At 58.5% G+C, this 25,074-nt stretch carries 23 protein-coding genes and 3 pseudogenes; 11 read left to right on the plus strand and 15 right to left on the minus strand.

The window, feature by feature from the left end:
* Positions 1-22: 22 nt before the first annotated feature.
* The 6 genes and pseudogenes from ACZ1G7_RS17880 to ACZ1G7_RS17905 all read left to right on the plus strand — a co-directional run bounded on the left by ACZ1G7_RS17880 (position 23) and on the right by ACZ1G7_RS17905 (position 5,066).
* On the plus strand, positions 23-412 hold the full coding sequence (locus ACZ1G7_RS17880) for a cytidine deaminase (protein WP_472660733.1): 390 nt from the start codon (positions 23-25) through the stop codon (positions 410-412).
* Positions 412-1,722 (plus strand): thymidine phosphorylase, encoded by a 1,311-nt coding sequence (deoA, locus tag ACZ1G7_RS17885; RefSeq protein ID WP_472660734.1) that lies wholly within the window; start codon positions 412-414, stop codon positions 1,720-1,722. The genes ACZ1G7_RS17880 and deoA overlap by 1 nt, the downstream gene beginning before the upstream one ends.
* Positions 1,719-2,855 (plus strand): phosphopentomutase, encoded by a 1,137-nt coding sequence (locus ACZ1G7_RS17890; protein ID WP_472660735.1) that lies wholly within the window; start codon positions 1,719-1,721, stop codon positions 2,853-2,855. The genes deoA and ACZ1G7_RS17890 overlap by 4 nt, the downstream gene beginning before the upstream one ends.
* Positions 2,852-3,834 (plus strand): annotated as a pseudogene (locus ACZ1G7_RS17895) (adenosine deaminase). The gene ACZ1G7_RS17890 and the pseudogene ACZ1G7_RS17895 overlap by 4 nt, the downstream one beginning before the upstream one ends.
* The gene (gene upp, locus ACZ1G7_RS17900) at positions 3,831-4,463 is read left to right on the plus strand and encodes a uracil phosphoribosyltransferase (protein ID WP_472660736.1); all 633 of its coding nucleotides are present in this window, start codon (positions 3,831-3,833) and stop codon (positions 4,461-4,463) included. The pseudogene ACZ1G7_RS17895 and the gene upp overlap by 4 nt, the downstream one beginning before the upstream one ends.
* Before the next feature lie 66 nt (positions 4,464-4,529).
* Positions 4,530-5,066, plus strand: a complete 537-nt coding sequence (locus ACZ1G7_RS17905) for a hypothetical protein (protein ID WP_472660737.1) — start codon at positions 4,530-4,532, stop codon at positions 5,064-5,066.
* Here the strand turns inward: ACZ1G7_RS17905 and ACZ1G7_RS17910 are convergent.
* Complete coding sequence (locus ACZ1G7_RS17910; RefSeq protein WP_472660738.1) at positions 5,063-6,082, minus strand: hypothetical protein; 1,020 nt, start codon at positions 6,080-6,082, stop codon at positions 5,063-5,065. The genes ACZ1G7_RS17905 and ACZ1G7_RS17910 overlap by 4 nt on opposite strands.
* A 349-nt stretch (positions 6,083-6,431) precedes the next feature.
* Positions 6,432-7,850 carry a tetratricopeptide repeat protein gene (locus tag ACZ1G7_RS17915; RefSeq protein WP_472660739.1) on the minus strand — a complete coding sequence of 473 codons (1,419 nt, stop codon included), beginning with the start codon at positions 7,848-7,850 and terminating at the stop codon, positions 6,432-6,434.
* 598 nt (positions 7,851-8,448) lie between these two features.
* Here ACZ1G7_RS17915 and ACZ1G7_RS17920 point away from each other — a divergent pair.
* Positions 8,449-10,044 (plus strand): hypothetical protein, encoded by a 1,596-nt coding sequence (locus ACZ1G7_RS17920; protein WP_472660740.1) that lies wholly within the window; start codon positions 8,449-8,451, stop codon positions 10,042-10,044.
* A gap of 31 nt (positions 10,045-10,075) precedes the next feature.
* Here ACZ1G7_RS17920 and ACZ1G7_RS17925 read toward each other — a convergent pair.
* A pseudogene (locus ACZ1G7_RS17925) lies at positions 10,076-11,700 on the minus strand (AMP-binding protein).
* An 84-nt stretch (positions 11,701-11,784) separates the two neighbouring features.
* On the opposite strand from ACZ1G7_RS17925, the gene ACZ1G7_RS17930 reads away from it, so the two are divergent.
* The 4 genes from ACZ1G7_RS17930 (at position 11,785) to ACZ1G7_RS17945 (ending at position 14,993) form a co-directional block, all read left to right on the plus strand.
* On the plus strand, positions 11,785-12,702 hold the full coding sequence (locus ACZ1G7_RS17930; RefSeq protein WP_472660741.1) for a DMT family transporter: 918 nt from the start codon (positions 11,785-11,787) through the stop codon (positions 12,700-12,702).
* Positions 12,699-13,349, plus strand: coding sequence for a sulfotransferase family 2 domain-containing protein (locus ACZ1G7_RS17935; protein ID WP_472660742.1), 651 nt, complete (start codon positions 12,699-12,701; stop codon positions 13,347-13,349). The genes ACZ1G7_RS17930 and ACZ1G7_RS17935 overlap by 4 nt, the downstream gene beginning before the upstream one ends.
* Positions 13,350-13,462: 113 nt before the next feature.
* On the plus strand, positions 13,463-14,080 hold the full coding sequence (locus ACZ1G7_RS17940; protein ID WP_472660743.1) for a Hint domain-containing protein: 618 nt from the start codon (positions 13,463-13,465) through the stop codon (positions 14,078-14,080).
* A gap of 133 nt (positions 14,081-14,213) precedes the next feature.
* Positions 14,214-14,993: an SDR family NAD(P)-dependent oxidoreductase gene (locus ACZ1G7_RS17945; protein WP_472660744.1), complete on the plus strand. Its 780-nt coding sequence runs from the start codon at positions 14,214-14,216 to the stop codon at positions 14,991-14,993.
* Between the two features lie 38 nt (positions 14,994-15,031).
* Here ACZ1G7_RS17945 and ACZ1G7_RS17950 read toward each other — a convergent pair whose 3' ends face one another.
* From ACZ1G7_RS17950 to ACZ1G7_RS18005, 12 genes and pseudogenes are all read right to left on the minus strand, one after another.
* Complete coding sequence (locus ACZ1G7_RS17950; protein ID WP_472660745.1) at positions 15,032-17,221, minus strand: 3-hydroxyacyl-CoA dehydrogenase NAD-binding domain-containing protein; 2,190 nt, start codon at positions 17,219-17,221, stop codon at positions 15,032-15,034.
* Positions 17,218-17,469 (minus strand): hypothetical protein, encoded by a 252-nt coding sequence (locus tag ACZ1G7_RS17955; RefSeq protein ID WP_472660746.1) that lies wholly within the window; start codon positions 17,467-17,469, stop codon positions 17,218-17,220. Before ACZ1G7_RS17955 ends, ACZ1G7_RS17950 begins: the two co-directional genes overlap by 4 nt.
* Positions 17,453-18,649 carry a cupin domain-containing protein gene (locus ACZ1G7_RS17960; protein ID WP_472660747.1) on the minus strand — a complete coding sequence of 399 codons (1,197 nt, stop codon included), beginning with the start codon at positions 18,647-18,649 and terminating at the stop codon, positions 17,453-17,455. The genes ACZ1G7_RS17955 and ACZ1G7_RS17960 overlap by 17 nt, the downstream gene beginning before the upstream one ends.
* 1 nt (position 18,650) lies before the next feature.
* Complete coding sequence (locus tag ACZ1G7_RS17965) at positions 18,651-19,118, minus strand: hypothetical protein (RefSeq protein ID WP_472660748.1); 468 nt, start codon at positions 19,116-19,118, stop codon at positions 18,651-18,653.
* 10 nt (positions 19,119-19,128) lie between these two features.
* Positions 19,129-20,340 (minus strand): acetyl-CoA C-acetyltransferase, encoded by a 1,212-nt coding sequence (locus ACZ1G7_RS17970; protein ID WP_472660749.1) that lies wholly within the window; start codon positions 20,338-20,340, stop codon positions 19,129-19,131.
* Positions 20,333-20,671 carry a hypothetical protein gene (locus ACZ1G7_RS17975; RefSeq protein WP_472660750.1) on the minus strand — a complete coding sequence of 113 codons (339 nt, stop codon included), beginning with the start codon at positions 20,669-20,671 and terminating at the stop codon, positions 20,333-20,335. Before ACZ1G7_RS17975 ends, ACZ1G7_RS17970 begins: the two co-directional genes overlap by 8 nt.
* Positions 20,672-20,689: 18 nt before the next feature.
* A complete protein-coding gene (gene yidD / locus ACZ1G7_RS17980) occupies positions 20,690-21,175 on the minus strand; it encodes a membrane protein insertion efficiency factor YidD (RefSeq protein WP_472660751.1) in 486 nt (161 codons plus the stop codon).
* A gap of 72 nt (positions 21,176-21,247) precedes the next feature.
* Positions 21,248-21,874, minus strand: coding sequence for a glutathione S-transferase family protein (locus tag ACZ1G7_RS17985; RefSeq protein ID WP_472660752.1), 627 nt, complete (start codon positions 21,872-21,874; stop codon positions 21,248-21,250).
* The gene (locus ACZ1G7_RS17990) at positions 21,871-22,083 is read right to left on the minus strand and encodes a hypothetical protein (RefSeq protein WP_472660753.1); all 213 of its coding nucleotides are present in this window, start codon (positions 22,081-22,083) and stop codon (positions 21,871-21,873) included. Before ACZ1G7_RS17990 ends, ACZ1G7_RS17985 begins: the two co-directional genes overlap by 4 nt.
* A gap of 52 nt (positions 22,084-22,135) precedes the next feature.
* Positions 22,136-23,914: an acyl-CoA dehydrogenase C-terminal domain-containing protein gene (locus tag ACZ1G7_RS17995; RefSeq protein ID WP_472663759.1), complete on the minus strand. Its 1,779-nt coding sequence runs from the start codon at positions 23,912-23,914 to the stop codon at positions 22,136-22,138.
* 168 nt (positions 23,915-24,082) lie between these two features.
* Positions 24,083-24,361, minus strand: a pseudogene (locus ACZ1G7_RS18000) (MerR family transcriptional regulator); the annotation flags it as partial.
* Between the two features lie 265 nt (positions 24,362-24,626).
* Entirely contained in the window at positions 24,627-24,995 is a 369-nt protein-coding gene (locus tag ACZ1G7_RS18005) for a MerR family transcriptional regulator (protein WP_472660754.1), read from the minus strand.
* Between the last annotated feature and the right edge of the window lie 79 nt (positions 24,996-25,074).

Genomic DNA, 25,074 nt, shown 5'->3' on the forward strand with positions numbered 1-25,074 from the left:
ACAGCCAAATTTCGGGGGCCCTATGACCGACCTGCTCGACCATGCCCGCGCCGTGCGCGAAAACGCGCATGCGCCCTATTCAAAGTTCAAGGTGGGCGCCGCGATCAAAACGCCAACTGGCGCAATTTTCTCGGGCTGCAATGTCGAAAACGTGGCCTACCCTGAAGGCACCTGCGCGGAGGCGGGGGCAATCGCTGCGATGTGCGCAGCTGGCGAATATGAGATTGCCGAAATCGCTGTGATCGCCGACAGCCCCAGCCCGGTGCCGCCCTGCGGCGGGTGCCGCCAAAAGATCGCGGAATTTGCCAATGCCGCCGCCGTTGTGACGCTGGCCACGACGGGTGGCGAAAGTCAGGTCACTTCCGTTTCAGCGCTGTTGCCGGGTGCGTTTGACGTGAGTCACATGGCCTGATGGACGCGCGTGCCATCATATCGAAGTTACGCGCAGGTCAGCCTGTTAGCGCCGATGAAGCCCGCTGGTTTGGCGAGGCTTTGAACGGCCGGATGATTACCGACGCGCAGGCCGGGGCCTTTGCTATGGCCGTGTGTCTGAACGGCATGGGCGCGGACGCACGTGTCGGGTTGACAGCCGGCATGCGCGACAGCGGCGATGTGCTGGCCTGGGATTTGCCGGGCCCGGTGCTCGACAAACACTCGACCGGCGGAGTGGGGGATCCCGTGTCTTTGATCCTTGCGCCTGCACTGGCGGCCTGCGGGGCCTATGTGCCGATGATCTCGGGCCGGGGGCTTGGCCACACTGGCGGCACGCTCGATAAGCTGGAGGCCATCCCGGGCTATATCTGCGAAATTGGTCCTAAGAGGCTGGAACATATCCTGCGCGACACAGGCTGCGCCATCGTCGGCGCCACAGGCCGCGTCGCGCCATCCGACAAGCGGCTTTACGCGATCCGCGACGTGACCTCGACCGTCGAAAGCATCGACTTGATCACCGCCTCGATCCTGTCCAAAAAGCTGGCCGCAGGGCTGGAAGGCCTTGTTCTCGATGTTAAAACAGGCTCCGGCGCTTTCATGGGCGGGCTTGAGGATGCGACCAAATTGGCCCAAGCGCTGGTCGATGTGGCCAATGGCGCAGGCTGCAAGACCTCAGCCCTGATTACGGACATGTCGCAGCCCTTGGCCTCTGCAGCGGGCAACGCGGTCGAAATCCGCGCCGTGATGGAGGCCTTGACCAATCCAAAAGCGCAACGGCGCCTGCGTGAGGTAGCGGTGACGCTGGGCGGCGTATTGTTGGCACAAGCCGAGCTGGCGACAGATGTGCAAGACGGCGCCGAGAAGATCGCAGCCACGCTCGCCAGCGGGCAGGCCGCCGAACGGTTCGGTCAAATGGTGGCCGCAATGGGCGGCCCCGAGGACTTTCTGGAACGGTGGAACAACATCTTACCTGAGGCCAACATCATCACCGAGGTCACGCCCGCCCGCCCCGGCTTCGTCACCGAGATTGACACCCGCGCATTGGGCGAGGCCGTCGTGCATCTTGGCGGTGGGCGTCTGTCTGAGGGCGACAAGATTGACCACGCGGTCGGGTTGTCATCCATTGCGCGGCTTGGCGCGAAACTGGACATGAAAACGCCGCTCGCCATGGTGCATGCAACAGATGCGAAGAAAGCAGCTCTCGCGGTCAAGACGGTGCGCGCGGCATTCAAAATGGGTGCATCCCGCCCCGAAGCGGCGCCTTTGATCCATTCAGGCGTCGGCATATGAGGGCCTTCCTCGTCGTGCTCGATTCCGTCGGCTGCGGTGACGCGCCTGATGCTGCTGACTTTGGCGATGCGGGCGCAAACACACTGGCCCATATCCACGCCCAAGTCGGACTGAACATGGCTCACATGGCGCAGCTGGGCTTGGGGGAATTGGTCCCCGGTATGTCGGGCGGGCAGGCCGGGCTTTACGGTGTCGCACGCGAGCATTCGCCGGGCAAAGACACGCCCACCGGCCATTGGGAGCTGTCGGGCGTCCCGGTGCCGTGGGACTGGCACTACTTCCCCAAATCCGAGCCATGTTTCCCGCCCGCGATCACCGATGCGGTCGCCGCATTTTGTCAAACGGACGGCGTGCTGGGCAATTGTCACGCATCCGGCACCGCGATCATAGAGCGCTTGGGCGCGCTGCACATAAGCAGCGGGCAGCCGATCTGCTACACCTCCGCCGATAGCGTTTTTCAGATTGCCGCGCATGAGGACAGTTTTGGGCTCGACCGGTTGCACGCGCTCTGCGCGCATATGGCGCCGGTGCTGCATGAGATGAAAGTCGGGCGGGTCATCGCGCGCCCGTTTATCGGCACCACCAGCGCGGATTTCACCCGGACCAAAAACCGCCGCGACTATGCGATCGCGACGCCCGCCCCGACACTGTTGGATTGGGCCAAGGCTGACGGGCGCAAAACCTATGCTGTTGGAAAGATTGCCGATATCTATTCCGGTCGCGGAATTGACGACAGCCGAAAGGGCACCGACGCCCAGCTGATGGAGCATTTGGTTGACCTCATAGGCGACGCGGATGATGGCAGTTTCATCTTTGCCAATTTTGTCGAGTTTGACGCGCTCTATGGGCACCGACGCGACCCGCACGGTTACGCCCGGCATATTGAATGGTTCGACGCCTGCTTGCCGCGCATCATGCAGGGCTTGCGCGATGACGATCTGATGATTTTCACCGCTGACCATGGCAATGACCCGACATGGCACGGAACAGATCACACGCGCGAGCAGGTTCCCGTCATCGGCATAGGGGCAGGTGCGCGCGCCATAGGCCAAGTCGATTTTGTCGACGTCGCGGCCTCAATCGCAGATCATTTGGGCCTCTCTGAACGCGGCCCCGGACGGAGCTTTCTATGACCAGTATCCCCAAGATCGAGCTTCACTTGCATCTCGAAGGCGCCGCCCCCCGGCCTTCATTAAGGGCCTTGCCCAAGAGAAAGGCGTCAATCTGGACGGCGTTTTCAATGAGGATGGCAGCTACCGTTTTGACGGCTTCACACAATTTCTGCGCACCTATGAAGCCGCGACCGCAGTCCTGACGGGTCCTGAGGAATTCAAACGCCTGACGGAAGCGGTTCTGGAACAGTCCGCCGCGCAAGGCGTGATCTACACGGAGGCTTTCATCAGTCCGAATTTCTGTGGTGGCGGCGATCTTGGCGCGTGGCGCGAATATCTCGCCGCGATGCAGGAAGCCGCCACTAAAGCCGAACGCGAGATGGGCATAACCATGCGCGGTATCGTCACCTGCATTCGGCACGAAGGCCCGGATGCGGCCAAACCAGACGCGCTGTGTGCCGCTGAAACCATGGGCGACTTTGTGACCGGTTTCGGAATGGGCGGTGACGAGAATATCGGCACCCAAGGCGATTTCGCCTACGCATTCGACTTGGCGCGCGAGGCCGGATTGAGGCTGACAACGCATGCGGGCGAATGGGGCGGGGCAGCGTCGGTCTGGCAGGCGCTTCGCGATCTCAAGGTTGAACGCATCGGGCACGGCGTACAATCCATAGATGACCCGGCACTGGTCGACTACCTCGCCGAGCATGAGATCACATTGGAAGTTTGCCCGGGCTCCAACATCGCCCTCGGTGTATACCCGAATTGGAAAAGTCACCCCATTGAGACGCTGCGCGCGCGCGGCGTCCCGGTGACTGTCTCAACCGACGACCCGCCGTTTTTCCACACCGATTTGACGCGCGAATATGACATGCTTCACGAGACATTCGGCTGGGAAGATGAGATTGTCCGCGACGTAAATATGACCGCTGCCAAAGCCGCCTTCTGCGACGACGCCACCCGAGCAGCACTTCTCAAAAAACTGGAGCCCGCCTCATGACCGACCACCTTACAATCGTCGACCACCCGCTGGTACAGCACAAGCTGACATTGATGCGCGAAACCGGCACGCCCACGGCTGTTTTCCGGCAGCTTCTGCGCGAGATTTCGCAGTTTCTGGCCTATGAGGTGACGCGCAATCTGGAAATGGAAACCAAGCGGATCGAAACCCCGATGGAGCCGATGGACGCCCCCACACTCGCGGGCCGAAAGCTTGCTCTGATCTCGATCCTACGGGCCGGAAACGGGTTGCTCGACGGCATGTTGGAGCTGATCCCATCAGCGCGCGTGGGCTTTGTCGGTCTCTACCGCGACGAGGAAACGCTACAACCTGTGCAGTATTATTTCAAAGTACCCGACATGCTCGATGAGCGCATGGTAATCGCTGTGGACCCGATGTTGGCTACGGGAAACTCATCCGTCGCTGCGATTGATTTGCTGAAGAAGGCGGGCGCAACCAATATCCGATTCTTGTGCCTTCTAGCCGCACCCGAAGGTGTCGCGCGGATGAAGGAGGCGCATCCTGATGTGCCCATCGTGACAGCTTCGCTTGATAGCCATTTGAATGAAAACGGTTATATCGTTCCGGGCCTGGGCGATGCCGGTGACCGGATGTTTGGCACCAAATAGAGCGGAAGCGGCTTTACTATATCCTGTGGCTGCGGCATCATCTGACCACACTTGGTAGGGGGCGATATGCATTTTTCTCAGATTGTTGCCGCCGCGATTTTGTCCACTGTCATGGGCGTATCAGCGGCGCAGGCGCAAGGGTTTCCGGGCCCGGCAGAGCTGCCGCCCGCTTCTTTCACCGGCAACCAATATGCCGACAGCAACGGCTGTATTTTCATCCGCACTGGCTATGGCGGGGAAGTGCGTTGGATTGCACGGGTCAGTCGGTCACGACAGCCTCTTTGTGGTGCGCAGCCAACATTCGCGCAAGGTACCACCCCCGCTGCGGTAGCAGTCGCGGCCGTGGCGACGCGCGCAGCGGTTCCACAACCAGCCGTGGTCAACGCCCAAGAACGTATCGGGCCGGTTTCTGCGCCACATAAGATCGCTGAGGCCCGCAAGATAAAAGCGCCGCATGGCAACCGCGCCGCGTGGGAGGATGATCGTCTGAACCCCTATACAGGCGTCGGTACTCGGGCTGGTAAAGCTAAGATGGAACAGGTCTGGTCGAAAACAGTGCCGCGCTATTTGATCGACCCCGCGACAGGCAAACGGCTGCGCTAAGGCGCGCAGATCGCCTGCAAGCTGACCCAAGCCCCGTCTTTGATCAGGCGCCCCGTTGGCGCATCCGCAAACGGGTCCTCGTTTGTCAGCATCTCGGTCGTATCACCGCTGATGTCGATTGCCGTCGCGAAGGGGGCGGCGGGGATGCGTGCGGCGCGGAATTCATCTCTCAAGGCCGCCAGTTTGAGGGCGGGTTCGGGGGCCGACAGCATTGATTTGGCGTAGGCTCGTAAGGCGCTGTCATTCATCTCCCCGGTTGTGAGCAGGTTGAACGTGGCGCGCGGGCCGGCGGCTTCCAAAAGCGGGGTCATGGGGTCCTCTGCCAGCCGGTCGGTCAGGGATTTGAGGATGTAGCCGGCCGCGACTTCGGGGCTGTCGTGATCTTCCACAACGGTGGCATCCAGCAGGACAAGGCGGCCGGGCAGCACGATGGTGTCCCGCGCGCCCAGATCGGGCGCGATGTAGACGCGTTGCAGGCGGGTTTGCACGGTTCGGGTCGTGAGCTGGTTCAGCGCGTCGCGGCCCAGTGGGGTGCGGCAGGTGTCGCCCGTCAGGCGGGTCATGTGGCGCAGCAGGGTGTTGCCGATGGTCAGCCGGGTGCTTTCGGGCAGGACGGCGACCGTGTTGCGGACCAATGCACCGGGCAGCCAGAACAGGGCGAGGCCGGTGATCGCCACCACAATCAACGCGAATATCGTCAGCCGCAGCCGACCATGCCGGGGGCGGGTCTTGGCGATCACCTTGCGGATCTTCTCGATGGCGTCGATCAGGTCGGGGTCGGCCAGTTCCAGCTCTTCTTCCGCGTCGGGGGCGGGCTTGAACAGGGCGGGGCGCTTGCCGGGGTTGGTGCGATGGATCGCGGGCAGGGACCAGTGGGCGAGGGCGGTGTCGGACTTGTCTTTGATGATCAGGGAGGCGTCGCCGAAGGCCACGATCACGTCGCGCCGCTGGGTCTGGGCGTTCTCACGCCAGATACCGGTGGATTCTAACCTGTCATACTCTTTGAGCGCCGTCATTTGGTGCGGCTTGCCTGTTTTTTTGTTCTGGGCTCACCCTAGCGATGATAAGGCTCCGGCTCAATTCTTTTGACCGCCCCGCATGCGGGGAATCTTTTAAGGCACTAATATTGTGGCGTTTTTCAAAAATTTTAAGAATTTAGAAAGGATGTGAGCAGGGTGCTCACAGAGGCGCCCCTGCTACGATAGGCGTGTCTTAGCTCGACAATCTTTGCGCCGTGAAGACGTGTAGCGTCCGGTGTGAGCCCAAACCAACTGATGCTGCGGTCTGCTCGAATGGCTGCTCTGGGGATTTTGTAGCCATGTTGCAATGGATTAATCCAAGACAATGCTAACGTAATCTGCTCGCCTAGTAGCGTAACACGCTACCTTGTCCTCGGTATTGGCGCTGGTGGGTCATTTCAGGCCGGATGTTCTGCCAATGGCAAGCCTCATCAGCAATGCATTTCTCCAAGGCCGAACTGGTCTCCTCATAGGAACCTCTGCGCCACTCTCCTTCGTAATGGCCAGCGATATCCATCATCTCCCTGAGGTTCCAGAAAAGGCTATTATCCGCTTCAGTGAGTGACGCCTCAAAAATCTCGAAGACCTCGTCGGATCTACCCATGTCGTTATAGGTCGTCTTAATCCGAAAAAGCGTCTCAAGGTGAAGCCAATCGTCGCGGTGAGACGTTCCTTCGCGAGTATCGATCAATTTGAGCGCCTTGTTATAAGACGCAAGCGCTTGATCATGGCGACCTAACTTAGCAAGGACGTTTCCTCGCCAAGTCCATCTTTCGTTGTCCAGGGAATTTGTCGCAAGCCAAGCATCTAGTGTTGTCAAAGCCGCTTGAAGATCGTCCATCTTGACCAAAGCGAGGACCTTTTCCTCCATTATTTTCTCTGACAAAAAGATAAGATCGTTGGCTGCGAGGCTCACCTCTTTGCCGGCACAGCGATCCCCTCCAGCGTTGAGTTTGTTGCTACGATCGATCTGGTCCTGTAGCACCTTCTTATAGAATTCGTTTGGCTGGGATAGTCTATCAAGCTCGGAAATTGCTACATCAAGCTCACCCTGCCTGGCATTCAGTTTCGCTCGTTGAAGCATAAGAAACTCTGGAGGCTCTACAATTTCGATGAGCCGCTCCAAGATACCGATAGCTTCTTGGTAAGCATTCCCCTCGGCCGCGACGAGATGTTTCGAAACCAATGTCTCAACTTCATACGTCTCGCCCAGGTCATTAATATCAAACAGAACGTGTTTGCCCTTTTGAGCGAGTATTTCAATCGGTTCCACCACGTGGCGAATGCGGCGAAGCGCATGACAATGATTTGGATTGCGTTCCAACACGGTACCGAGATCGGGGATCGCCGAATGCACATCACCCAGCTCAAGATGCAGGCGTGCGCGCATGTGCCACGTCCAGGCGGAGTCCGCACCAAAGGCAATGGCTTTATTTATGTCGCCCAAAGCGCCCTCCCGATCACCGAGTTTGGTCTGAACAAAAGCGCGATCCTTCCAAACGCTAACAAGCGATGGGTCCTCGTCATGCGTAGTTACAGCATTGTTGAGGGTCACAAGCGCCCCGGCATAATCGTTCCGATCGATCATCGCGTCAGCTTGTGCCTTAAGTGCGGAAAGGGAGGCCAAGCTTGGCTCGTCTTCTCGTGAGTCATCACCGACTTGCGTTGGTAACGCAGCTACTAATTGTTCCTTAAGCGCGGGAAACGAAAGTATGACAGCGGTAAAGGCGATGACCAAACCGGAGAGAAGATATGGGTATTTCATATATATAACTTAGCTAGCTAATATCGCGTGACAAATTTGGTCAGTCGTATCGCCAAAAAACATGGCGACAGTAAGGCTACTGACGGCCACCGCTCATCAATCTCCCTTAGAAGCAGTGGCGTTCAGTAAATGAGCCGCACTATCCTAAATTTGGGCCGCGAGTTTTCTTACCGGCCATTCGTAAGCCTTAACTAAAGGTCAACTTCGTCCGCGCACCGGACCTTCGATAGCCTCACGCGTGAACAAGCCCGGGCGACCGATCTGATGAAAGTTTCTGGCCTCTGAGGCAAACTGGATCAGCTGGTAAATTATTCCCTTAGTTAATCTTATCCACCTTGGATTTTCCTAGTTCTGTTCAGTGGGGCGGATTGAGAGCATATGACGGCTTATGTGCTGAATTAATGTGTATTCTCAGACTAGTAGAGGGCATTCAGCACCGGCAGAGAGATTGCAAAAAACACGATTGTCGTTTTTCCACCAAATTTCACAAAACCAACTACGCGATATCCAGAGGGAGTCATGATCGACGTCGAACACGTGCCACAATTCTGCCCATTGCTCTGTCTAGCTTTCACAAAGATTTAGATTGGAATTATTCATGGCCGTTAGACTCATAGCTTTCTTATTTTGTTTGTCGTTCCCAGTCGGTGCTTTTGGGCAATCGAGCTCGACTGAGTTTGGCAAGGACGCAATCATCGAGAACGTCCAGTCTTTCATAAAAGCGCAAGACGTCGACGCTATTGAGGCACATTTTTCCCAGATGCAGGCCCGTTTTGAAACCGGAGAGATCACCGCAGAAGAAATGCGTGCGCTTTATGACCCGTTTACCTGGGCCAATCTCGAAAATGGCACTTTCGCGGATAGGTGGCTCACTGAATTGCCCGAGTCCCCTTTTGCCCAAGTTGCGCTGGCCTGGTATCTGCATAAGTTCAGCTGGGGGTTGAGAGGCGAAGAAAACGCGCGCGAAACATACCATGCGGCCATGGGTGCCTTCTCGCACCTACAGAGGGAGGTTTGGCGTCTCGCCTCATCGGCCTATGCCAGTTCCCCGCGCCTCATCCCTGCCAGTGATGCCATGTTTGCTGTCGCCAGTCAGACAAACCAGCTCCCGGCTGTCCGAGCGGTTATTGATACTGTGATGGCGACCGATCCAAATTCTGGCTCTCTTAGGCGTGCAGCCGCTACGCATCGCTGGGGCTGGGGCGGTAAATATGTGGATGCAGCGGCGCTTTGCGACACATATGCGGAGCGTTATTGGGACGCCCCCGTGGAGCCTGTTCTGTCGTGCAAAATCAGCCGCGCCTTTTGGTTTGATGATCAACGTGACTGGGTTGGAGAACGGCTTGCCAAAGGCGACCTGCCGCATCTCAACAAACTGAGGTTACATTTCCTCCTGAAAATGGAGGCAACGCGAGAAGAAGCTTTGCTTGCCTACGAGATCCTCAAAGATCCCGACACCATAGAGCCAATAAAAGCGTCGTGGTTTGATGCCGCGATTGGCGCGACATACGGGTTGCCCCGCATGAGTGCCATTCACCATGTTCGGGATTACAAGCAGTGGGAGCAAGAGATTGAAAACAATCCTTTTTCACCCCAAGCCTTGTTCAAGTTGACCGAGCCTGAGATAGAAGTCCAAAACGATCCAAATGGTGACACCAGCTACAAGGTCATAGGTCAGCCTGATTTGGATACTCTCGTTGACTATGCTGAGCGGCTCATCTTTGCGGCGCCCTACAATCCGGAAACATGGAAAAACTATGTCCTGACAAAGCAGCGTGCCAATCCAGAACAGCCTTTTTTCAAGCTGGAGCCCTACAGCATCAATGCGATAATCACCTCTAACCACGACGTTACAGAGCTGATGATTTACCTACAGGACAAGGTTGCGCTCTACGGCATATTTGAACGTTTCAAAGTTGGTGGCCTGCCCAAAGAGGTGGAAAGCGCATTTGAAGGCGCGTCTTTGGAACATGACATATTATGTCCCTTCATGCGTGCGCTGGCGGTCAAACGCGGCATATGCGAGGCAAGATCCCACTACAACTGCACGCCACCAGCAGAGGTAACCGATACGTTCACCGTTCTGGAGAATGCCGCAAAGCGGCGGGGCATCTGCCGCAAAGAACGCAGCTTACCGGCGCAGTCGCTCGCTTACACCACCATGGAATTTCCGACGACGCCCTATTCGAACTAACCCTCGGGTAACTGTTAGGGTGCCCCATACCTCACATTCCTTTGGCCTGCTCGCGCAGCATGAATTTTTGGATTTTGCCGGTGGAGGTTTTGGGGAGCTCTTGGAACACCACTGTTTTGGGGGTTTTGAAGCCGGCGAGTTGCGACCGCGTGTGGGCGATCAGGCTGTCGGCGTCGCCTGTGGCGCCGTCTTTCAGCTCGATGAAGGCGCAGGGGACCTCTCCCCACTTCTCATCAGGCTTGGCGACCACGGCGCAGAGGGAGACGTCGGGGTGGGACATGAGCACGCTTTCGACCTCGACTGATGAGATGTTTTCGCCGCCGGAGATGATGATGTCCTTCATCCGGTCGGCGATCTGGATGTAGCCGTCGGGGTACTGGATGGCGATGTCGCCGGAATGGAAATGCCCGCCGGCAAATGCCTCCTCGGTGGCGTCAGGGTTTTTCAGATAGCCTTTCATCACCGAATTGCCGCGCATCACGATTTCGCCTTGCGCTGCGCCGTCCATCGGGATCTGCGCGTTATCTGCGTCGACCACAGTGACCTGTTCCATCGTCGGCAAGGCCACACCCTGCCGGGCTTTGATTGCGGCTTTCTGGTCCTGTGGTTGCGCGTCCCAGTCGTCGTTCCAGATGCATTCGGTCACATGGCCATAGGTTTCCGTCAGGCCGTAGACTTGCGTGATGTTGAAGCCGAGCTTTTCGATGGCAGCCAGCGTCGCGGGGGCCGGGGGGCGCCTGCGGTGAACACCTCGACCGTGTGGTTGAAGGGTTTGCGGGCATTGTCCGGTGCGTTCACGATCATGTTCAGCACGATCGGTGCGCCGCCGAAATGGGTGACGCCCTCATCGGCGATGGCCGCATAAATCGCCTCCGCCGTGACATCGCGGCAGCAATGCACCGTGCCGCCCAGCACGGGCATCATCCAAGTGTGGTTCCAGCCATTGCAGTGAAACAGCGGCACAATGGCCAGAAATTTCGGGAACAGCTGCATCCGCCAGGAGATCACCGTACCCATCGTCATCAGGTAGGCTCCGCGGTGGTGGTAGACCACGCCTTTGGGCCTGCCGGTGGTGCCGGAGGTGTAGTTCAGCGCGAGGCTTTCCCATTCATCTTCGGGCATGAGCCATGCGAAATTCGGGTCGCCGCCGTTCAGCACGTCCTCATATTCGGGGAAGCGCCCGGTGGCGGGGTAGTTGGCTTGTGGGTCGGCGACCTCGATGATCTCGGGGCCGTCGCCTTCGCAGGCGGCTTTGGCGGCCTCGGCCAGCGGCAAGAACTGGGTGTCGCAAAGCACGATCTTGGCCTCGCCGTGATCGAATATGTAGGCCACTGTGCTGGTGTCGAGCCTTGTGTTGATCGTGTTCAGCACTGCGCCGCAAGCGGGCACGCCGAAATGCGCCTCGGCCTGCGCGGGCAGGTTGGGGATCAGGGTGGCCACGACGTCGCCCGGCGCGATGCCGCGTTGATGCAGCGCGGAGGCCAGCTGCGAGACGCGCGCGTGGTACTGGGCGTAGGTGAAACGGCGGGCTCCGTAGACCAGCGCTTCCTTCCCGGGGAAGACAGTTTTGGCGCGGTTCAGATGGCTAAGCGGCGTCAGGGGCACGTAGTTTGCCGCGCGTTTTTCCAAGCCGATCTCGTCGGACATCCAACCCATAGAATCCTCCCAAATTCTAATTTTGATGGACACGGATACTGTCGAAATGTCAGACATTTTTAAAGAGCAAAAACGGAGCGCGCCATGGCCGCACAGAAAACCGCACAGGCGGCGCTTTTCGCGGTCTGCGGCATGGCGCTGCTGGGCTTTATCGACAATTTCGTGAAGCTGATGGCGCAAGATATAGGGCTTTGGCAGTTCCATTTTGCCCGCTCGGTGATGGTGCTGGGGGTGTTGGTGCCGCTGGCCTTGTGGCTGGGCTGGGGCGTGCGCCCAAAACGGGTGGGGGCCGTGGCCTTTCGCAGCTTTTTCACCGCCACGGCGATGATTTTCTACTTTGCCGCCGTCGCCGTTTTGCCGATTGCGCAAGTGGGCGCCGGGTTGTTCACGGCGCCGATCTTTGTGCTAGTGATCTCGGCCCTGTTTTACGGCATGCCGATTGGGCGCTGGCGTGTTTTTGCGGTGGGTCTAGGCTTTTTGGGTGTGCTGTTGTTGCTGCGCCCGGACGCAGGCGCGTTCAATGCGGTCTCGCTTGTGCCCGTTCTGGCGGGGCTGTTTTACGGCTACGGCGCTGTCTGCACCCGGGTCTATTGCGAGGGTGAGGGCACCGCCGCGCTGGTGGTGGGTTTCTTTGCCGTTCTGGGCCTATGGGGCGCAGCGGGGCTGGTCTATTTCTGGGCCATAGGCGCGGTGACAGACCCCATAACAGACGGATTTTTCGCAAGTGGATGGCAGGCCTGGACCAAGAATTCGGTGTTCTGGGTGGTGGCGCAAGGCGTGGTGTCCCTGGCGGGGCTGGGCTTCATCACCCGCGCCTACCAGATCGCGGAGGCCAGCCATGTCGCCGTGTTCGAATACGCTTTCCTGATCTCTGCCGGGTTCTGGGCCTATATGCTTTGGGGCGAGGTGCCGGACGCGCTGGGTCTTTTGGGCATCGTCTTGATCGTGGCGGCGGGGCTTGTCATCATACTGCGCACCCGAAACGAGGCGCCACCGGCATGATCTACAGCGAAAAGCACAATTACCTGTTCATCCACATCCCGAAAACGGGTGGCACCTCTATGGCGGTTGCGCTGGAAAACCGCGCTGCGAAGGATGACATCATGCTGGGCGACACGCCCAAGGCGTTGAAACGGCGCGCGCGCGCCAAGGATGTGGCGGCCAGCGGCAGGCTTTGGAAACATTCAACGCTGCACGACATTGTCGGGCTGGTCAGCCCGGAACAGATCGCGCGGGCCCGCGTTTTTACCATGGTGCGCAACCCGTGGGACCGGATGGTCAGCTATTATCATTGGCTGCAGCAGCAGGATTTCTACCATGAGGCCGTGCGCATCGCCAAAACCGCTGGTTTTTCGGAATTTCTGAACCACCCGCATACGCAGGCCACGTTCCGGGCCAATCCCTATGGGCGCTATGTCAGCGATGCGGATGGGGTCGAGCAGTGCGATATGTTCGTCCGCCTCGAACATCTGGACGAGGACTTGCCCAAGCTGGAAGACCTGATCGGGTTGAAGCTGCGCCCGTTCCCGCATGAGAATGCGTCGGCGCGCGGGGACGCCTATCAGGGCTATTATTCACTGAGCGACCGCACATTGCTGTGCGAACTGGCCGCTGAGGATATCGAACGCTTTGGCTACGCATTCGACTAAAAGACTGTTCTCATTTTAGACACAATCTGCCCTGAAATTACCTCTTTGCAGTCAATTCGAGGGCATCTTCTGCCTGCATCACTTGGTTAACGAGTAAACGACAGGTGGGACTGATGTTTTTCAAATCAAAACGCAAAGTGACCAAACGGCCAGATCCGTTGGTGTTGAACGTGGCTCCGGCACCGGGGTTTTTCGCGGGCACCGAAATCGCAACACCCGATGCTTGGGTGCGCGTTGAAGACTTGCAAGTTGGCGACATAGTCCTGACCGCAGAAAACGGCCCGCAACCTCTGGCGGGCCTTGAAAAAGGCGCGCTCAGCGTGTCGTCGCATTCCGCCGCCGCTGGCCATTGGCCGCTGATGATCCCCGAAGGCGCGCTTGGCAATCACAAGCCGCTTGTTGTGGCGCCGTCGATGCGGCTGGTTCTGGAAAACAAAGCCGCTGGCACATTGTTTGGCCATAATTGCGTCTCTGTCCGGGCTGAAAATCTGGTTGGATATCGCGGCATTGCACGGGCCCAGATCGCCCGTGACCTGACACATGTGACGCTGGTGTTCGACGCACCGCAAACGCTGGTCACGCAGGGCGGGGTGTTTTTCGACCTGCCGGACATGACCAATGTTCACAATTTCCTGCCGCTTGGCGACCGCCAGTCGCGGATGTTGATGCGCGAATTGAAGGCCGACACGCAGGCCCCCCGCACGCGGCCCGCGCCGCATGCCTGGATATAAGTTCCCCCTCGAAGAAGGTCACATGCCGTGACGTTTCCTCAAAGAAGGCCCGGTTTTTCATCGCCGGGTCTTTTTTGTTGGGCAATGCAGTTTTAACTGCCAAACAACCCACCGCACAGGTTTAGGAGATATCATGCCCAATACCGCCCTGATCACAGGTGCCTCTGCCGGCATCGGAACGGAATTCGCCCGCTACCATGCCCGCAAAGGCGGCGACGTGATCGTGACCGCACGGAGGGAGGCCACGCTGAACGCCCTGAAATCTGAGCTTGAGGCTGAGCACGGTATTGCCGTGCATGTCTTCGCCCTGGATCTGGGCGTGGAAGGTGGTGCGGACGCATTGATCAAGGCCGTTGAAGCCGCCGGGCTTCAGGTTGATATTCTGATCAACAATGCGGGCTTCGGCGGCCACGGCATCCATGTCGAGCGCGATTTGGCGGCAGAACAGGCCATGATCGACCTCAACATCAAAGCGCTGGTTGCCCTGACGCACCATTTTGGCGGCAAAATGGCGGAGCGCGGCAAGGGCCGAATTCTCAACGTGGGCTCAACCGCTGGCTTTGCGCCCGGCCCATTGCAGGCCGTCTACTTTGCGACCAAGGCTTTCGTGAATTCCTTCAGCCAAGCCATCGATGAGGAGCTGCGCGCCAAAGGCGTCACCTGCACCGTGTTGGCGCCGGGCTATGTCAAAACTGAATTCGCTGAGGTTGCCGGTTTGGAAGGCACAAATCTGGTCAAATCGGGCGGTGCATCCGCCGCCAGTGTGGCCAAACACGGCTATGACGCGATGATGCGGGGCAAGCTGGTCACGGTGAATGAGCCGATGCTGAGCGTGTTGATGCAATGGATCATCCCGATGATGCCACGCCGCATGGTCTTGAAGCAGATTTCCGGGATGCAGAAGAAGAAATAAGGCCCACCGCGTCAGGCGGGCCCCGTTTCGATGCCCGCTTAGGCCGCTTTGGCCGGGTCAAACCGGTCGTAGAACGCCTCTTCCTTGCTGGCCATGTCTTCCAGCAGGGCAGGGGCTTTGAACCGTTTCCCGTGTTTGATCGCCAATGCGTTGGTGGTCTCCACCGCCCAAGGGGTGCCGACCATGTCGAGCCAGCTCAGCGGCCCGCCAGACCACGGTGCGAAGCCCCAGCCGAGGATCGCGCCGACATCGCCTTCCCGGATATCCATCAACACGCCTTCCTCCAGTGCGCCAACGGCTTCAAGCACCTGCGCGAAGAGCAGGCGGTTTTGTACCTCCGCCAGATCGGGCTGGTCGGTCGCGACAGGGTATTTGGCGGCCAGGCCGTCCCACAGCAGCTGGCGCTTGCCTTTGTCGTCGTAGCTGTAGAACCCAGCCTTTGATTTGCGACCCAAGCGGCCTTCGCCTTCCATCCAGAACAGGATTTCATCCACCGCATCGTCGTATGCGTCGCCCAAAGCGGCTTTGGTGGCTTTGGCGATTTTGACGCCCAGATCGACGGAGGTTTCATCGACCAATTGCAGTGGGCCCAGTGGCATGCCGATCAGCTTGGCGGCGTTTTCGATCAGCGCAGGTTCGACGCCCTCTGTGACCATGCGGATCCCTTCGTTGATGTAGGGGATGATGCAGCGGTTGGCGTAGAAGAAGCGTTCATCATTTACCACGATGGGCGTTTTCTTGATTTGGCGCACGAAATCCAGTGCCTTGGCCACGGCCCGGTCGCCGGTTTTGGCGCCTTTGATGATCTCGACCAGCAGCATCTTGTCCACGGGGGAGAAGAAGTGGATGCCGATGAATTGCTCTTCGTTGTTCGACGCCTTGGCGAGTTCGGTGATTGGCAGGGTGGAGGTGTTCGTCGCGAAGATGCAATCGGGGCCGGTGACGGCCTGCACCTTGGCGGTGACATCTGCTTTGACGCCGACGTCTTCGAACACGGCCTCCACGATCAGATCGCAGCCTTCAAGGGCGGCATAATCTGTGGTGGCGTTGATCAGGCCAAGCACCGCCTCTTTCTTCTCTTCGGTGGCCTTTTTGCGGGCGATGCCCTTGTCCATGTAGCTGGCGGTGTAGGATTTGCCCTTGTCCGCGGCCTCCTGCTTGCTGTCGATCAGCACGACCTCGATGCCCGCAAGCGCGGAGACCAGCGCGATGCCCGCGCCCATCATGCCCGCGCCGATGACGCCGACTTTCTGGACCTTTTCATCGGCCACATCCGGGCGCACCGCGCCTTTTTCAAGCGCTTCCTTGTTGATGAAGAGCGAACGGATCATCGCGCCTGAGCTTGGGTTCATCAGCACATTAGTAAACCAGCGGGCTTCGATCCGAATGGCGGTGTCGAATGGCACCATCGCGCCCTCATAGGCGGCCGATAGCAGCGCCTTGGCGGCCGGGTAGACGCCTTGGGTCTTGCCGTTGATCATGGCGGAGGCGCCGACATAAGTCATGAAACCTTCGGGCGAATACGGCTTGCCGCCGGGCATTTTGTAGCCCTTCTCGTCCCATGGTTTGACGATCTTTGGTTCGGACAGAACCCAAGCCTTGGCGGCTGCAAGCAGCTCATCTGCAGGCACAACTTCGTCCACCAGACCGGCCATTTTGGCTTTTTTCGGATCGCTCAGCTTGCCTTCCAGCAGGAAGGGTGACGCCGCCATGGCGCCCATTTTGCGCACCAGCCGCGTGGTGCCGCCCATGCCGGGGAAAATGCCGACCAGAATTTCGGGCAGGCCGATTTTGGCCTTTGGGTTGTCGGCGACAAAGATGCGGTGGCAGGCCAGAGGGATTTCGAACCCGATGCCAAGGCCGGTGCCGGGCATGGCGCAGGCAATGGGCTTGCCGCCCTTGTTCTTGTCATCCATGCCGCCGCGTTCGATCTTGCGCAGAACGCCATGCGAGGCCATCAGCCCGTCCATCAAACCTTGGGCGGGGTTGTCGCCCGCGTCGTTTTTCATCTGCGCGATGACGTTCAAATCCATGCCGCCTGCGAATGTGCCGTCCTTGCCCGAGGTGATGATCACACCCTTCACAGCGTCATCGGCCAGGGCCTGATTAACCAGCGCGTCGAGATCGTAAAACCCCTGCCGGTTCAGCACGTTCATAGACTTGCCCACCGTGTCCCATGTGATTGTGGCCACGCCGTCGGCGTCGGTGCTCATGGTGAAGTCGGTCATTTCTTTAGCGTCCTTTCTTGGATTTCACGCAACGAGACCAGGGCGTCACCTGGCTTGGGCGTGGAATAGGGGAATTCCGTGTTGGAAAGTGAATTGGTCACCGACGACATGCGCCATGATGTGCCGGTGCGGTTGAGAATGTAGCGCGACATGATGGGGCCGAGCTTTACCTGGCCTTTGGATTCAAACGTTGTCGTATGGTAGCCGCATAGCCTTGTGGCGCTGATAAATTCAGCATTGGTCGCCACGCGCTTTAGCTCGTCGATCTCGTGGGTTTCGATCTGCTCGCGCATCATTTTCAGGAACGGGCGAGATCTCATCTGGCGTCTCGATGACGTCGTCGACCTGCTCTATGTGAACGCTGTGCGGGAAGGTGCAGCGCGCGCACCAGCCGTCGAAATCACCCGCCATGTTGATTGCTGATAGCTCGTCGAGAAAGCTTTGATAGAGCGCCAGCGGCGAGGCGCTGAAACGTCTAATGTCTGTCTCGGGCAGGGTCTCTTGCCAATCTCGCCGGCTGCCATTGGGCACCTTCGACATTGAAATTGGCCAGCGGTTGTTCTGGATTGCACTGTCCATTTCGCTGAACCGCCAGATACCGTCCACGCGGACAAGCGTAGAGTGGTTTTCATAGGCGGGCACAACGATATTTGCGTTGCGCATCGTGTGCGTGATGTGGCTGCCGCGAATGTAGCTTTCGCTGAGAAATTCGGCATCCGTGACGAGGCGGATGTAGTGATTGACGCCTTGCGCGATCAGGTTGTCGCGAAAGATCGCGGCGCATTGAAGCCAATCGACGGCGGATTCGATGATGAATTCCTCCTCCGTCGTCGAGACGCGAAAAGGGTAGGTCACGCGCTCGGCCAGCACGGCTTCGTCTTTCGCCATCAGCGCGTCCGATAGGGCGTCGAGCACCTCCTGGTAGATGTCGCAGGCGGCTTTCTTGGAGCTCTTTTGGACAGTCATTTTAGTCAAGGGGCCCCCGTCCTTGCGGGTAAACTCGAAAGTGCCGTCTTTGGCCCGCACCATCATGTCCTCGTCGCTGTAAAATCCGGTCTCGGTTGCGGTGTGGGTGCCGATAACGACGAATGCGGCTGGCGCGTCGGATGTGTTTTTGATGTGATGACCGTTGGCGTCGCCTGCCGGAAATGCAGCGCAGTCGCCCGGGTGCAAAGCGGTCTCGCCGTGGTCGTCAATCAAGGTGCAGACACCTTGCGTGACGACCAAAAACTCGTCCTGTTCCATATGCCAGTGCCGCAACGACGATAGCGCGCCGGGCGCGAGCGTGACCAGATTTGCGCCAAATTGGGTCAGCCCGGCCGCTTTTCCCAACCGCACTTGGCTGCGGCCCTCCATCAAGGCGGCGCGGTGGCCGGGGTAGCCGGAGCCGGTTTCAACAGGCAGTTTGGAGATGTCAATTTTTGGCATATTATTTCACCTTCAATGGCTTGCTGTGTTGGTCCACCTCGAGGGCAGCGCCAAAGGGTAGCTTCTTGTCAATTGCGTATTCCGCTTTGGAAATGCGCCATTTCCCGTCGCTTCCCTTGACGAGATTGGAGTAGACGGGAATCGGGTCATTCAAGCGGCGGGTGCCTGACATCAGGTGGTTGACATGAGCGACTTGTAGAACGCCGTCGGCTCGAAATTCGGCCGCCAAACACTCGCGCGAAACATGGGTCAAACCCATTTTCTCGTAGGAGGCGCGGATGTTTTCGTAGAGTCTTTTCATGTCGTCCAGATCTTCGATTTTAATCGTCTTTTCCGTCGTGATGATGACATGCGGGTATGTGAACGCCGCCGCATAGCCGTCAAAATCCCCTTCGATCAGCGTCGATCGGGTCCGTTCGACCATGTATGACGCAATGCGCCAGGCTTCCTCGTCCCTTTGGCTTCCCATCTGTCTTGAACTAGACCCTTTCGATGATGGTTGCCGCACCCATGCCGGAGGCTACGCAAAGCGTGGCGAGCCCGGTTTCCTTGTCGGTGCGCTCTAGCTCATCAAGCAATGTGCCGATGATGATCGCGCCGGTGGCCCCCAGCGGGTGGCCCATCGCGATCGAGCCGCCATTCACATTGACCAGCTCAGGGTCGACGTCGAATGCCTGCTGGAACCGCAGCACCACGGAGGCGAAGGCCTCATTCACCTCAAACAGATCAATGTCGGAAATGCTCATGCCTGAGTTTTTCATGATATGCTCGGTCACGGGCACGGGACCGGTCAGCATGATCGTTGGGTCCAGCCCGATTTTGGCCGTGGCGCGGATGCGCGCGCGTGGCTTCAAGCCCATCTGTTCGCCGAATTCTTTTGAGCCGACCAGCACAGCGGCCGAGCCGTCCACGATGCCCGACGAATTGCCCGCGTGGTGGATGTGGTTGATCTTCTCCAGATGCGGGTACTTCATCAGCGCGACCTTGTCGAAGCCGGGCATAACCTCGCCCATGGCCTGGAAGGCCGGGTTCAGCGATCCCATGGACTGCATGTCGGAGCCGGGGCGCATGTATTCGTCGTGATCGAGGATCGGCAGGCCGTTTTGGTCCTTTACGGTGACAATGGATTTTTCGAACCTGTTGTCATCCCATGCGGCCTTTGCGCGACGCTGCGATTCAACGGCGAGCGTGTCAGCTTGGTCGCGGGTGAAGCCATATTCGGTCGCGATAATGTCGGCGGAGATGCCTTGCGGCACAAAGTACGTGTCCATCGCAATCGACGGGTCCACGGCAATTGCCGCGCCGTCGCTGCCCATGGCCACGCGGCCCATCATCTCGACGCCGCCTGCGATATAGGCGTCGCCTGCGCCGCCTGCGACCTGGTTGGCGGCCAAGTTCACGGCCTCCATCCCCGAGGCGCAGAACCGGTTGATCGACAGGCCCGGTATGGATTGGCACAGGTCTGATGCCAGCACCGCCGTGCGTGCCAAGCAGCCGCCTTGTTCCATGACCTGGGTTGCGTTGCCCCAGATCACGTCCTCAACCGCGTGGCCTTCAAGCCCGTTGCGGGCTTTGAGCGCGTTGAGGATTTGGGCCGACAGGCGCGCCGCCGTGACCTCATGCAGGCTGCCATCTTTGCGGCCCTTGCCACGCGGCGAGCGCACGGCGTCGTAGATATAGGCATCAGCCATTCGGGAGTCCTTCCATCATATTGAGCACGCCCAGCCAGACCAACACGCTGCACACCAGCGCGCCAATCCCGAAGGGCATTTTATAAGTGGCAAGAGCAGAAATCCGCTTGCCGAAAGTCGTTGTCCGTAAAACCATCACACAGGCGGCGGCGATGCCGGGCAGAACAATGCCAAGCCCCCATGTGCCGCCCATCAAGAGCATCGCGAAGGCGCACCAGCCGCAAAACATCGCGACAGCGGAGCCGAATTTATCATGGCTGTCTTCATGTGCGATCAGCGACAGGGTCAGCGCGCAGAGCGCCATACCGATGAGAAATGCCCAGAAAATCATGCGCGGGACCTTGAAAGGTCAGCCGCCGCAGGAACACCCGCCGCAGTCACACGACGCGCAATCGCAGCCGCCAATGCCGATATCGCCGTCGCATGGGTTGACGTCGCAGGCCTTGCTTGACGCCGCAGCGCGCCCGCCTGCGCCCCCGCAACCGCCAAAACCGGTGCCGCAATCGCCGCAGCCGAGACAGAAATCTGTTTTGGTGCAGGAGCGTTTGTCTTTCTTGCGGCGGCGCTCAAGCTCGGCACGTTCTTTTTCGCTGAGCGGTTCTGAGCGGCAAGTGCAGTTGGCTTTGATTTCGGCATAGGCCGCTTTGCAGTCGCGCAATCGCCGGCGGATGAAAGGGATGGCCTGCCATAGACCGTGGTCTTGGATTGCACCTTTGGCATAGCCCGAACAACCCGCGCCGCCGTGATGGACGGCATAGGCGCAGCGGAAGCCCTTATGGGGCGAGATATATGTTTGGTAGACCCAGATGGCACCAAGCGCCGTTTTGCTGAACATATGTCCTCCGTCCCTGCACCGCTTTTATCGCGGGCAGGGGGATCATACGCAGCAAAGTGGCGGCTTTAAGGCTCATGCCTGATAGGCCCTTTGCATCAAGTCATAGGGGTGTTTCCAGCCGGGCTGTTCTGAGATGCGCGTCAGCCATGCATCGATATTGGGCCAGTCGGCGCGGATGAACCCGAAGGGTTCGTCGTAGAACAGGTAGCCGCAGCAGGTCAGGTCGGCCACGGTCAGGCTGTCGCCCGCCAGCCAGTCGCGCCCATCGAGATGGTCGTTGAGCACTTTGAGCGCACCCATCATGCGAGACTGGATGAAGCCGATCGCCTCTTTCGGGCGCTTGTCCTCTGGCAGGAAGTTCAGCAAGAACCGGGCAACGCCCGCTTGGCTGGACAATTTGTGGTTGTCCCACAGGACCCAACGCAGGACTTCGTATTTGTCCTCACGCGCGCCGCCAAGCTTGCCGGTTTTGTCGACCAGATATTGCTGGATCACGCCCGATTGGGTGAGGGTTTTGTCGCCATCGATCAGCACCGGGGCCTCGCCCATCACATTGAGCGTGCGGTAGTCGTCGCTGCGCACGCCGCCGTTAAAGAAGTCGACAAAAACCGGCTCCCAGTCGGCCCGCATCAGCTGCAAGGTAAGCGCTGCTTTGTAAGAATGTCCGCTTTCGCCGAAGCAGTGTAGTTTCATCGTCATTTCTTTCGGGCCTCCAGCTCGGAATTAAACAGCCGCAGGCGGTGGGTGAGATTGTCCTCGTCCATCACCGAGCTGAAATTTTCAAACAGGAAGGACAGTGCCTCGCCCTCGTCTAACCCGGCCTCAGCACTGAATTTTTTCAGCCGCCGCCATCCGTCCTCGCTCATCGCAAGGTTCACACGTCGGGTCAGTCGCAACCGTCTTGGCATCTGTTCCTCCTTCAGGTTCACGGGCGGGATTAGTCCCGCCCAGACCCCAAGCTTAGAAGTTCGCAGCCTCAAGCGCCATCACAGTATCGGCACCAGATTCAATGCGCGCCAAATGCATTTTGGTCGAGGGCAATTGCCGCGCCATGTAGTAGCGCCCGGTGGCGATTTTGCTGTCGTAGAAATCGCGGTCGGTGGCGCCGTTGTCGATGGCGGTTTGCGCCGCTTTCGCCATCCGCGCCCACATCAGGCCCAGGCAGACATGACCCATCATATGCATAAAGTCGTAAGAGCCGGACAACGCGTTGTTGGGGTTCTTCATGCCGTTTTGCATGAAATACATGCCCGCCGCCTGCAGGTCTTTTGATGCAGCTTTCAGCGGCTCCATGAAGCTCTTGTCGAACGCCTCGTCGCCGGAATTTTCCTTGATGAAGCTTTTGACCATCTCGAAGAAGGCCATGACATGCTTGCCGCCGTCCTGCGCCAGCTTGCGGCCGACAAGATCAAGCGCCTGCACGCCGTTGGCACCTTCATAGATCATCGCGATCCGGGCATCGCGCGCAAACTGCGACATGCCCCATTCCTCGATATAGCCGTGGCCGCCATAGACCTGTTGAGCGGCCGTGGCGTATTCAAAGCCCTTATCGGACAGGAAGCCTTTGATCACCGGCGTCATCAGGGAGATCAGCCCGTCCGCGTCGGCATCATCGTTCAGATGCGCCCGGTCAATCAGGCTGGCACCCCAGAAGACGAACGCGCGCGCGCCTTCGACGAAGCTTTTCTGGTCCATCAAGTTGCGGCGAATGTCGGGATGCACGATCAGCGGGTCGGCCGGGCCGTCGGGGTTCTTCGCGCCGGTCACGTAGCGGCCTTGCAGCCGGTCATTGGCGTAGACAACCGCGTTTTCATAGGCGACGGAGGCTTGCGCGTAGCCTTGCAGGCCCACACCCAGACGCGCTTCGTTCATCATTGTGAACATGGCGCGCATGCCTTTGTGTTCTTCGCCCAGCAGGTAGCCGGTGGCACCGTCATAATTCATCACGCAGGTGGAGTTGCCGTGGATGCCCATCTTTTCTTCGATGGAGCCGACAGCGACGCCATTGCGCGCGCCAAGCGAGCCGTCCTCGTTCACCATAAACTTTGGCACGATGAACAGCGATACACCTTTGATCCCCTCGGGCCCGCCTTCGATCTTGGCCAAGACCAGATGGATGATGTTGTCGGACATGTCGTGTTCACCCGCCGAGATGAAGATTTTCTGGCCGGTGATTTTGTAGCTGCCGTCCTCTTGCGGGGCGGCTTTGGTGCGCATCAGGCCCAGATCCGTGCCGCAATGCGGCTCGGTCAGGTTCATGGTACCGGTCCAGTCACAGCTGACCATTTTCGGCAGATAGGTAGCTTTTTGCGCGTCCGTGCCATGGGCATGGATCGCGGAATAAGCGCCATGGGTCAGACCCTGATACATGTTGAACGCCATGTTGGCGGAAACCATCATTTCGCCCACAGCGGTGCCCATCAGATAGGGCAGGCCTTGGCCGCCATATTCAGGATCGCAGTCCAATGCGGTCCAGCCGCCTTCTTTCAATTGGTCGAAGGCCTCTTTGAAGCCTGTCGGCGTGCGCACGACGCCATTTTCCAGAACGCAGCCCTCTTTGTCGCCGATGACGTTCAAAGGTTGCAGAACCTCGGTGGAAATCTTGCCAGCCTCTTCCAGGATCGCGCTGGTAAAATCCGCGTCCAAATCCTCGTAGCCCGGCACGTCTTGGCCGGTGACGTTCAGCATTTCGTGCAGCACGAATTGCATGTCTTTAACGGGGGCGGTGTAGGTTGGCATGGTTTCCTCCGAATATGCGTCTTGGTCTGTGTTTGCCTTACCCGGCGGCTGCGCGGGGGCGTTTGCTGGGGTCATCGAGGCCAACATCTTCTCTCCCCAGCGCATTTGGCTTTGGAGGTCTTTGATGGCTTCGCCGAGTTCGGTGTGCTGGCGGATCATGTCTGCCAGACGGTCTTGGGCGATTTCATAGGTGCGAGCCAGCTGCGTGGCCTGTTGGTCGTCGAGATAATACATGTCCAGCAGCTGCCGGATTTCTTCCAACGAGAAGCCGAAGCGTTTGCCGCGCAGGATCAGCTTCAGCCGGGCGCGGTCGGATTTATTGTAAAGCCGTCTCTGGCCTTCCCGTGTCGGAAAGATCAGTTCTTTGGCCTCATAGAAGCGCAGTGTTCGTGGCGTGACGCCAAAAGCTTCGCACATCTCGCGTATTGTCATAATTCCTTCGGTCATTGGATCGTCCTTACTCTGCCGAAATTTGTTTCGTTTGATGAAGTGAGGCCGATCTGGAGTTCTTGGACTACTCTTACAACTCTTCTTGACGTTTACGTAAATGTAACGTGACGTCAAAACCGGGTTGACGTAATGTCAGCCAAGAATATACGCATTTTGGGAAATTTTATTTCCCGGCTAAAAAGTCATTTCGCCCTTAAAAATAAGGGTTAACGGGGAACGCAGAAGAAAAGTTGTCATATATGATGCGCGCAACTGCGACGATTCAGAGTCCGGTCGCCACCTGGTCGCGTAGTTTCTGCAAGTCGTCAATTGCTTCGTCGATCTGGCTGCGGCGTGACTTCAGCTCATTGAGCTGCCCATCTGCCAGATCAATCCAGGCCTGCATTTGGGTCCGGTTCTCAGGGTCGGCGTCATACAGGTCGAGCCATTGCCGTATGTCTTCCAGCGAAAAGCCGAACTTGCGGCCACGCATGATCAGTTTCATGCGCGCTATTTCGCGTGGGTGGTAAAACCGCGACCGGCCCTCGCGTTCGGGCTGCAGCAGCTCAATATATTCGTAGTAGCGCAAGGTACGCGGGGTAACATCAAACTCGGCACACATTTCCTTAAAGCTAAGACGGGTGTCTGTCATGGCTGGTCCAGTGTGGTGGCGACGCGGCACGGGCCGCGCGAATGGTTAATTTCTACCCGAACTTCGTTTCTTTCGTCAA

This window comes from Litoreibacter sp. JB4-2 (assembly GCF_055693445.1).

What these genes read in the sequence shown, in the direction of transcription:
- ACZ1G7_RS17880 (WP_472660733.1), top strand. Translation starts at nt 23, where the DNA reads ATGACCGACCTGCTCGACCATGCCCGCGCCGTGCGCGAAAACGCGCAT.
- deoA (WP_472660734.1), top strand. Translation starts at nt 412, where the DNA reads ATGGACGCGCGTGCCATCATATCGAAGTTACGCGCAGGTCAGCCTGTT.
- ACZ1G7_RS17890 (WP_472660735.1), top strand. Translation starts at nt 1,719, where the DNA reads ATGAGGGCCTTCCTCGTCGTGCTCGATTCCGTCGGCTGCGGTGACGCG.
- upp (WP_472660736.1), top strand. Translation starts at nt 3,831, where the DNA reads ATGACCGACCACCTTACAATCGTCGACCACCCGCTGGTACAGCACAAG.
- ACZ1G7_RS17905 (WP_472660737.1), top strand. Translation starts at nt 4,530, where the DNA reads ATGCATTTTTCTCAGATTGTTGCCGCCGCGATTTTGTCCACTGTCATG.
- ACZ1G7_RS17910 (WP_472660738.1), bottom strand. Translation starts at nt 6,082, where the DNA reads ATGACGGCGCTCAAAGAGTATGACAGGTTAGAATCCACCGGTATCTGG.
- ACZ1G7_RS17915 (WP_472660739.1), bottom strand. Translation starts at nt 7,850, where the DNA reads ATGAAATACCCATATCTTCTCTCCGGTTTGGTCATCGCCTTTACCGCT.
- ACZ1G7_RS17920 (WP_472660740.1), top strand. Translation starts at nt 8,449, where the DNA reads ATGGCCGTTAGACTCATAGCTTTCTTATTTTGTTTGTCGTTCCCAGTC.
- ACZ1G7_RS17930 (WP_472660741.1), top strand. Translation starts at nt 11,785, where the DNA reads ATGGCCGCACAGAAAACCGCACAGGCGGCGCTTTTCGCGGTCTGCGGC.
- ACZ1G7_RS17935 (WP_472660742.1), top strand. Translation starts at nt 12,699, where the DNA reads ATGATCTACAGCGAAAAGCACAATTACCTGTTCATCCACATCCCGAAA.
- ACZ1G7_RS17940 (WP_472660743.1), top strand. Translation starts at nt 13,463, where the DNA reads ATGTTTTTCAAATCAAAACGCAAAGTGACCAAACGGCCAGATCCGTTG.
- ACZ1G7_RS17945 (WP_472660744.1), top strand. Translation starts at nt 14,214, where the DNA reads ATGCCCAATACCGCCCTGATCACAGGTGCCTCTGCCGGCATCGGAACG.
- ACZ1G7_RS17950 (WP_472660745.1), bottom strand. Translation starts at nt 17,221, where the DNA reads ATGACCGACTTCACCATGAGCACCGACGCCGACGGCGTGGCCACAATC.
- ACZ1G7_RS17960 (WP_472660747.1), bottom strand. Translation starts at nt 18,649, where the DNA reads ATGCCAAAAATTGACATCTCCAAACTGCCTGTTGAAACCGGCTCCGGC.
- ACZ1G7_RS17965 (WP_472660748.1), bottom strand. Translation starts at nt 19,118, where the DNA reads ATGGGAAGCCAAAGGGACGAGGAAGCCTGGCGCATTGCGTCATACATG.
- ACZ1G7_RS17970 (WP_472660749.1), bottom strand. Translation starts at nt 20,340, where the DNA reads ATGGCTGATGCCTATATCTACGACGCCGTGCGCTCGCCGCGTGGCAAG.
- ACZ1G7_RS17975 (WP_472660750.1), bottom strand. Translation starts at nt 20,671, where the DNA reads ATGATTTTCTGGGCATTTCTCATCGGTATGGCGCTCTGCGCGCTGACC.
- yidD (WP_472660751.1), bottom strand. Translation starts at nt 21,175, where the DNA reads ATGTTCAGCAAAACGGCGCTTGGTGCCATCTGGGTCTACCAAACATAT.
- ACZ1G7_RS17985 (WP_472660752.1), bottom strand. Translation starts at nt 21,874, where the DNA reads ATGACGATGAAACTACACTGCTTCGGCGAAAGCGGACATTCTTACAAA.
- ACZ1G7_RS17990 (WP_472660753.1), bottom strand. Translation starts at nt 22,083, where the DNA reads ATGCCAAGACGGTTGCGACTGACCCGACGTGTGAACCTTGCGATGAGC.
- ACZ1G7_RS17995 (WP_472663759.1), bottom strand. Translation starts at nt 23,914, where the DNA reads ATGCCAACCTACACCGCCCCCGTTAAAGACATGCAATTCGTGCTGCAC.
- ACZ1G7_RS18005 (WP_472660754.1), bottom strand. Translation starts at nt 24,995, where the DNA reads ATGACAGACACCCGTCTTAGCTTTAAGGAAATGTGTGCCGAGTTTGAT.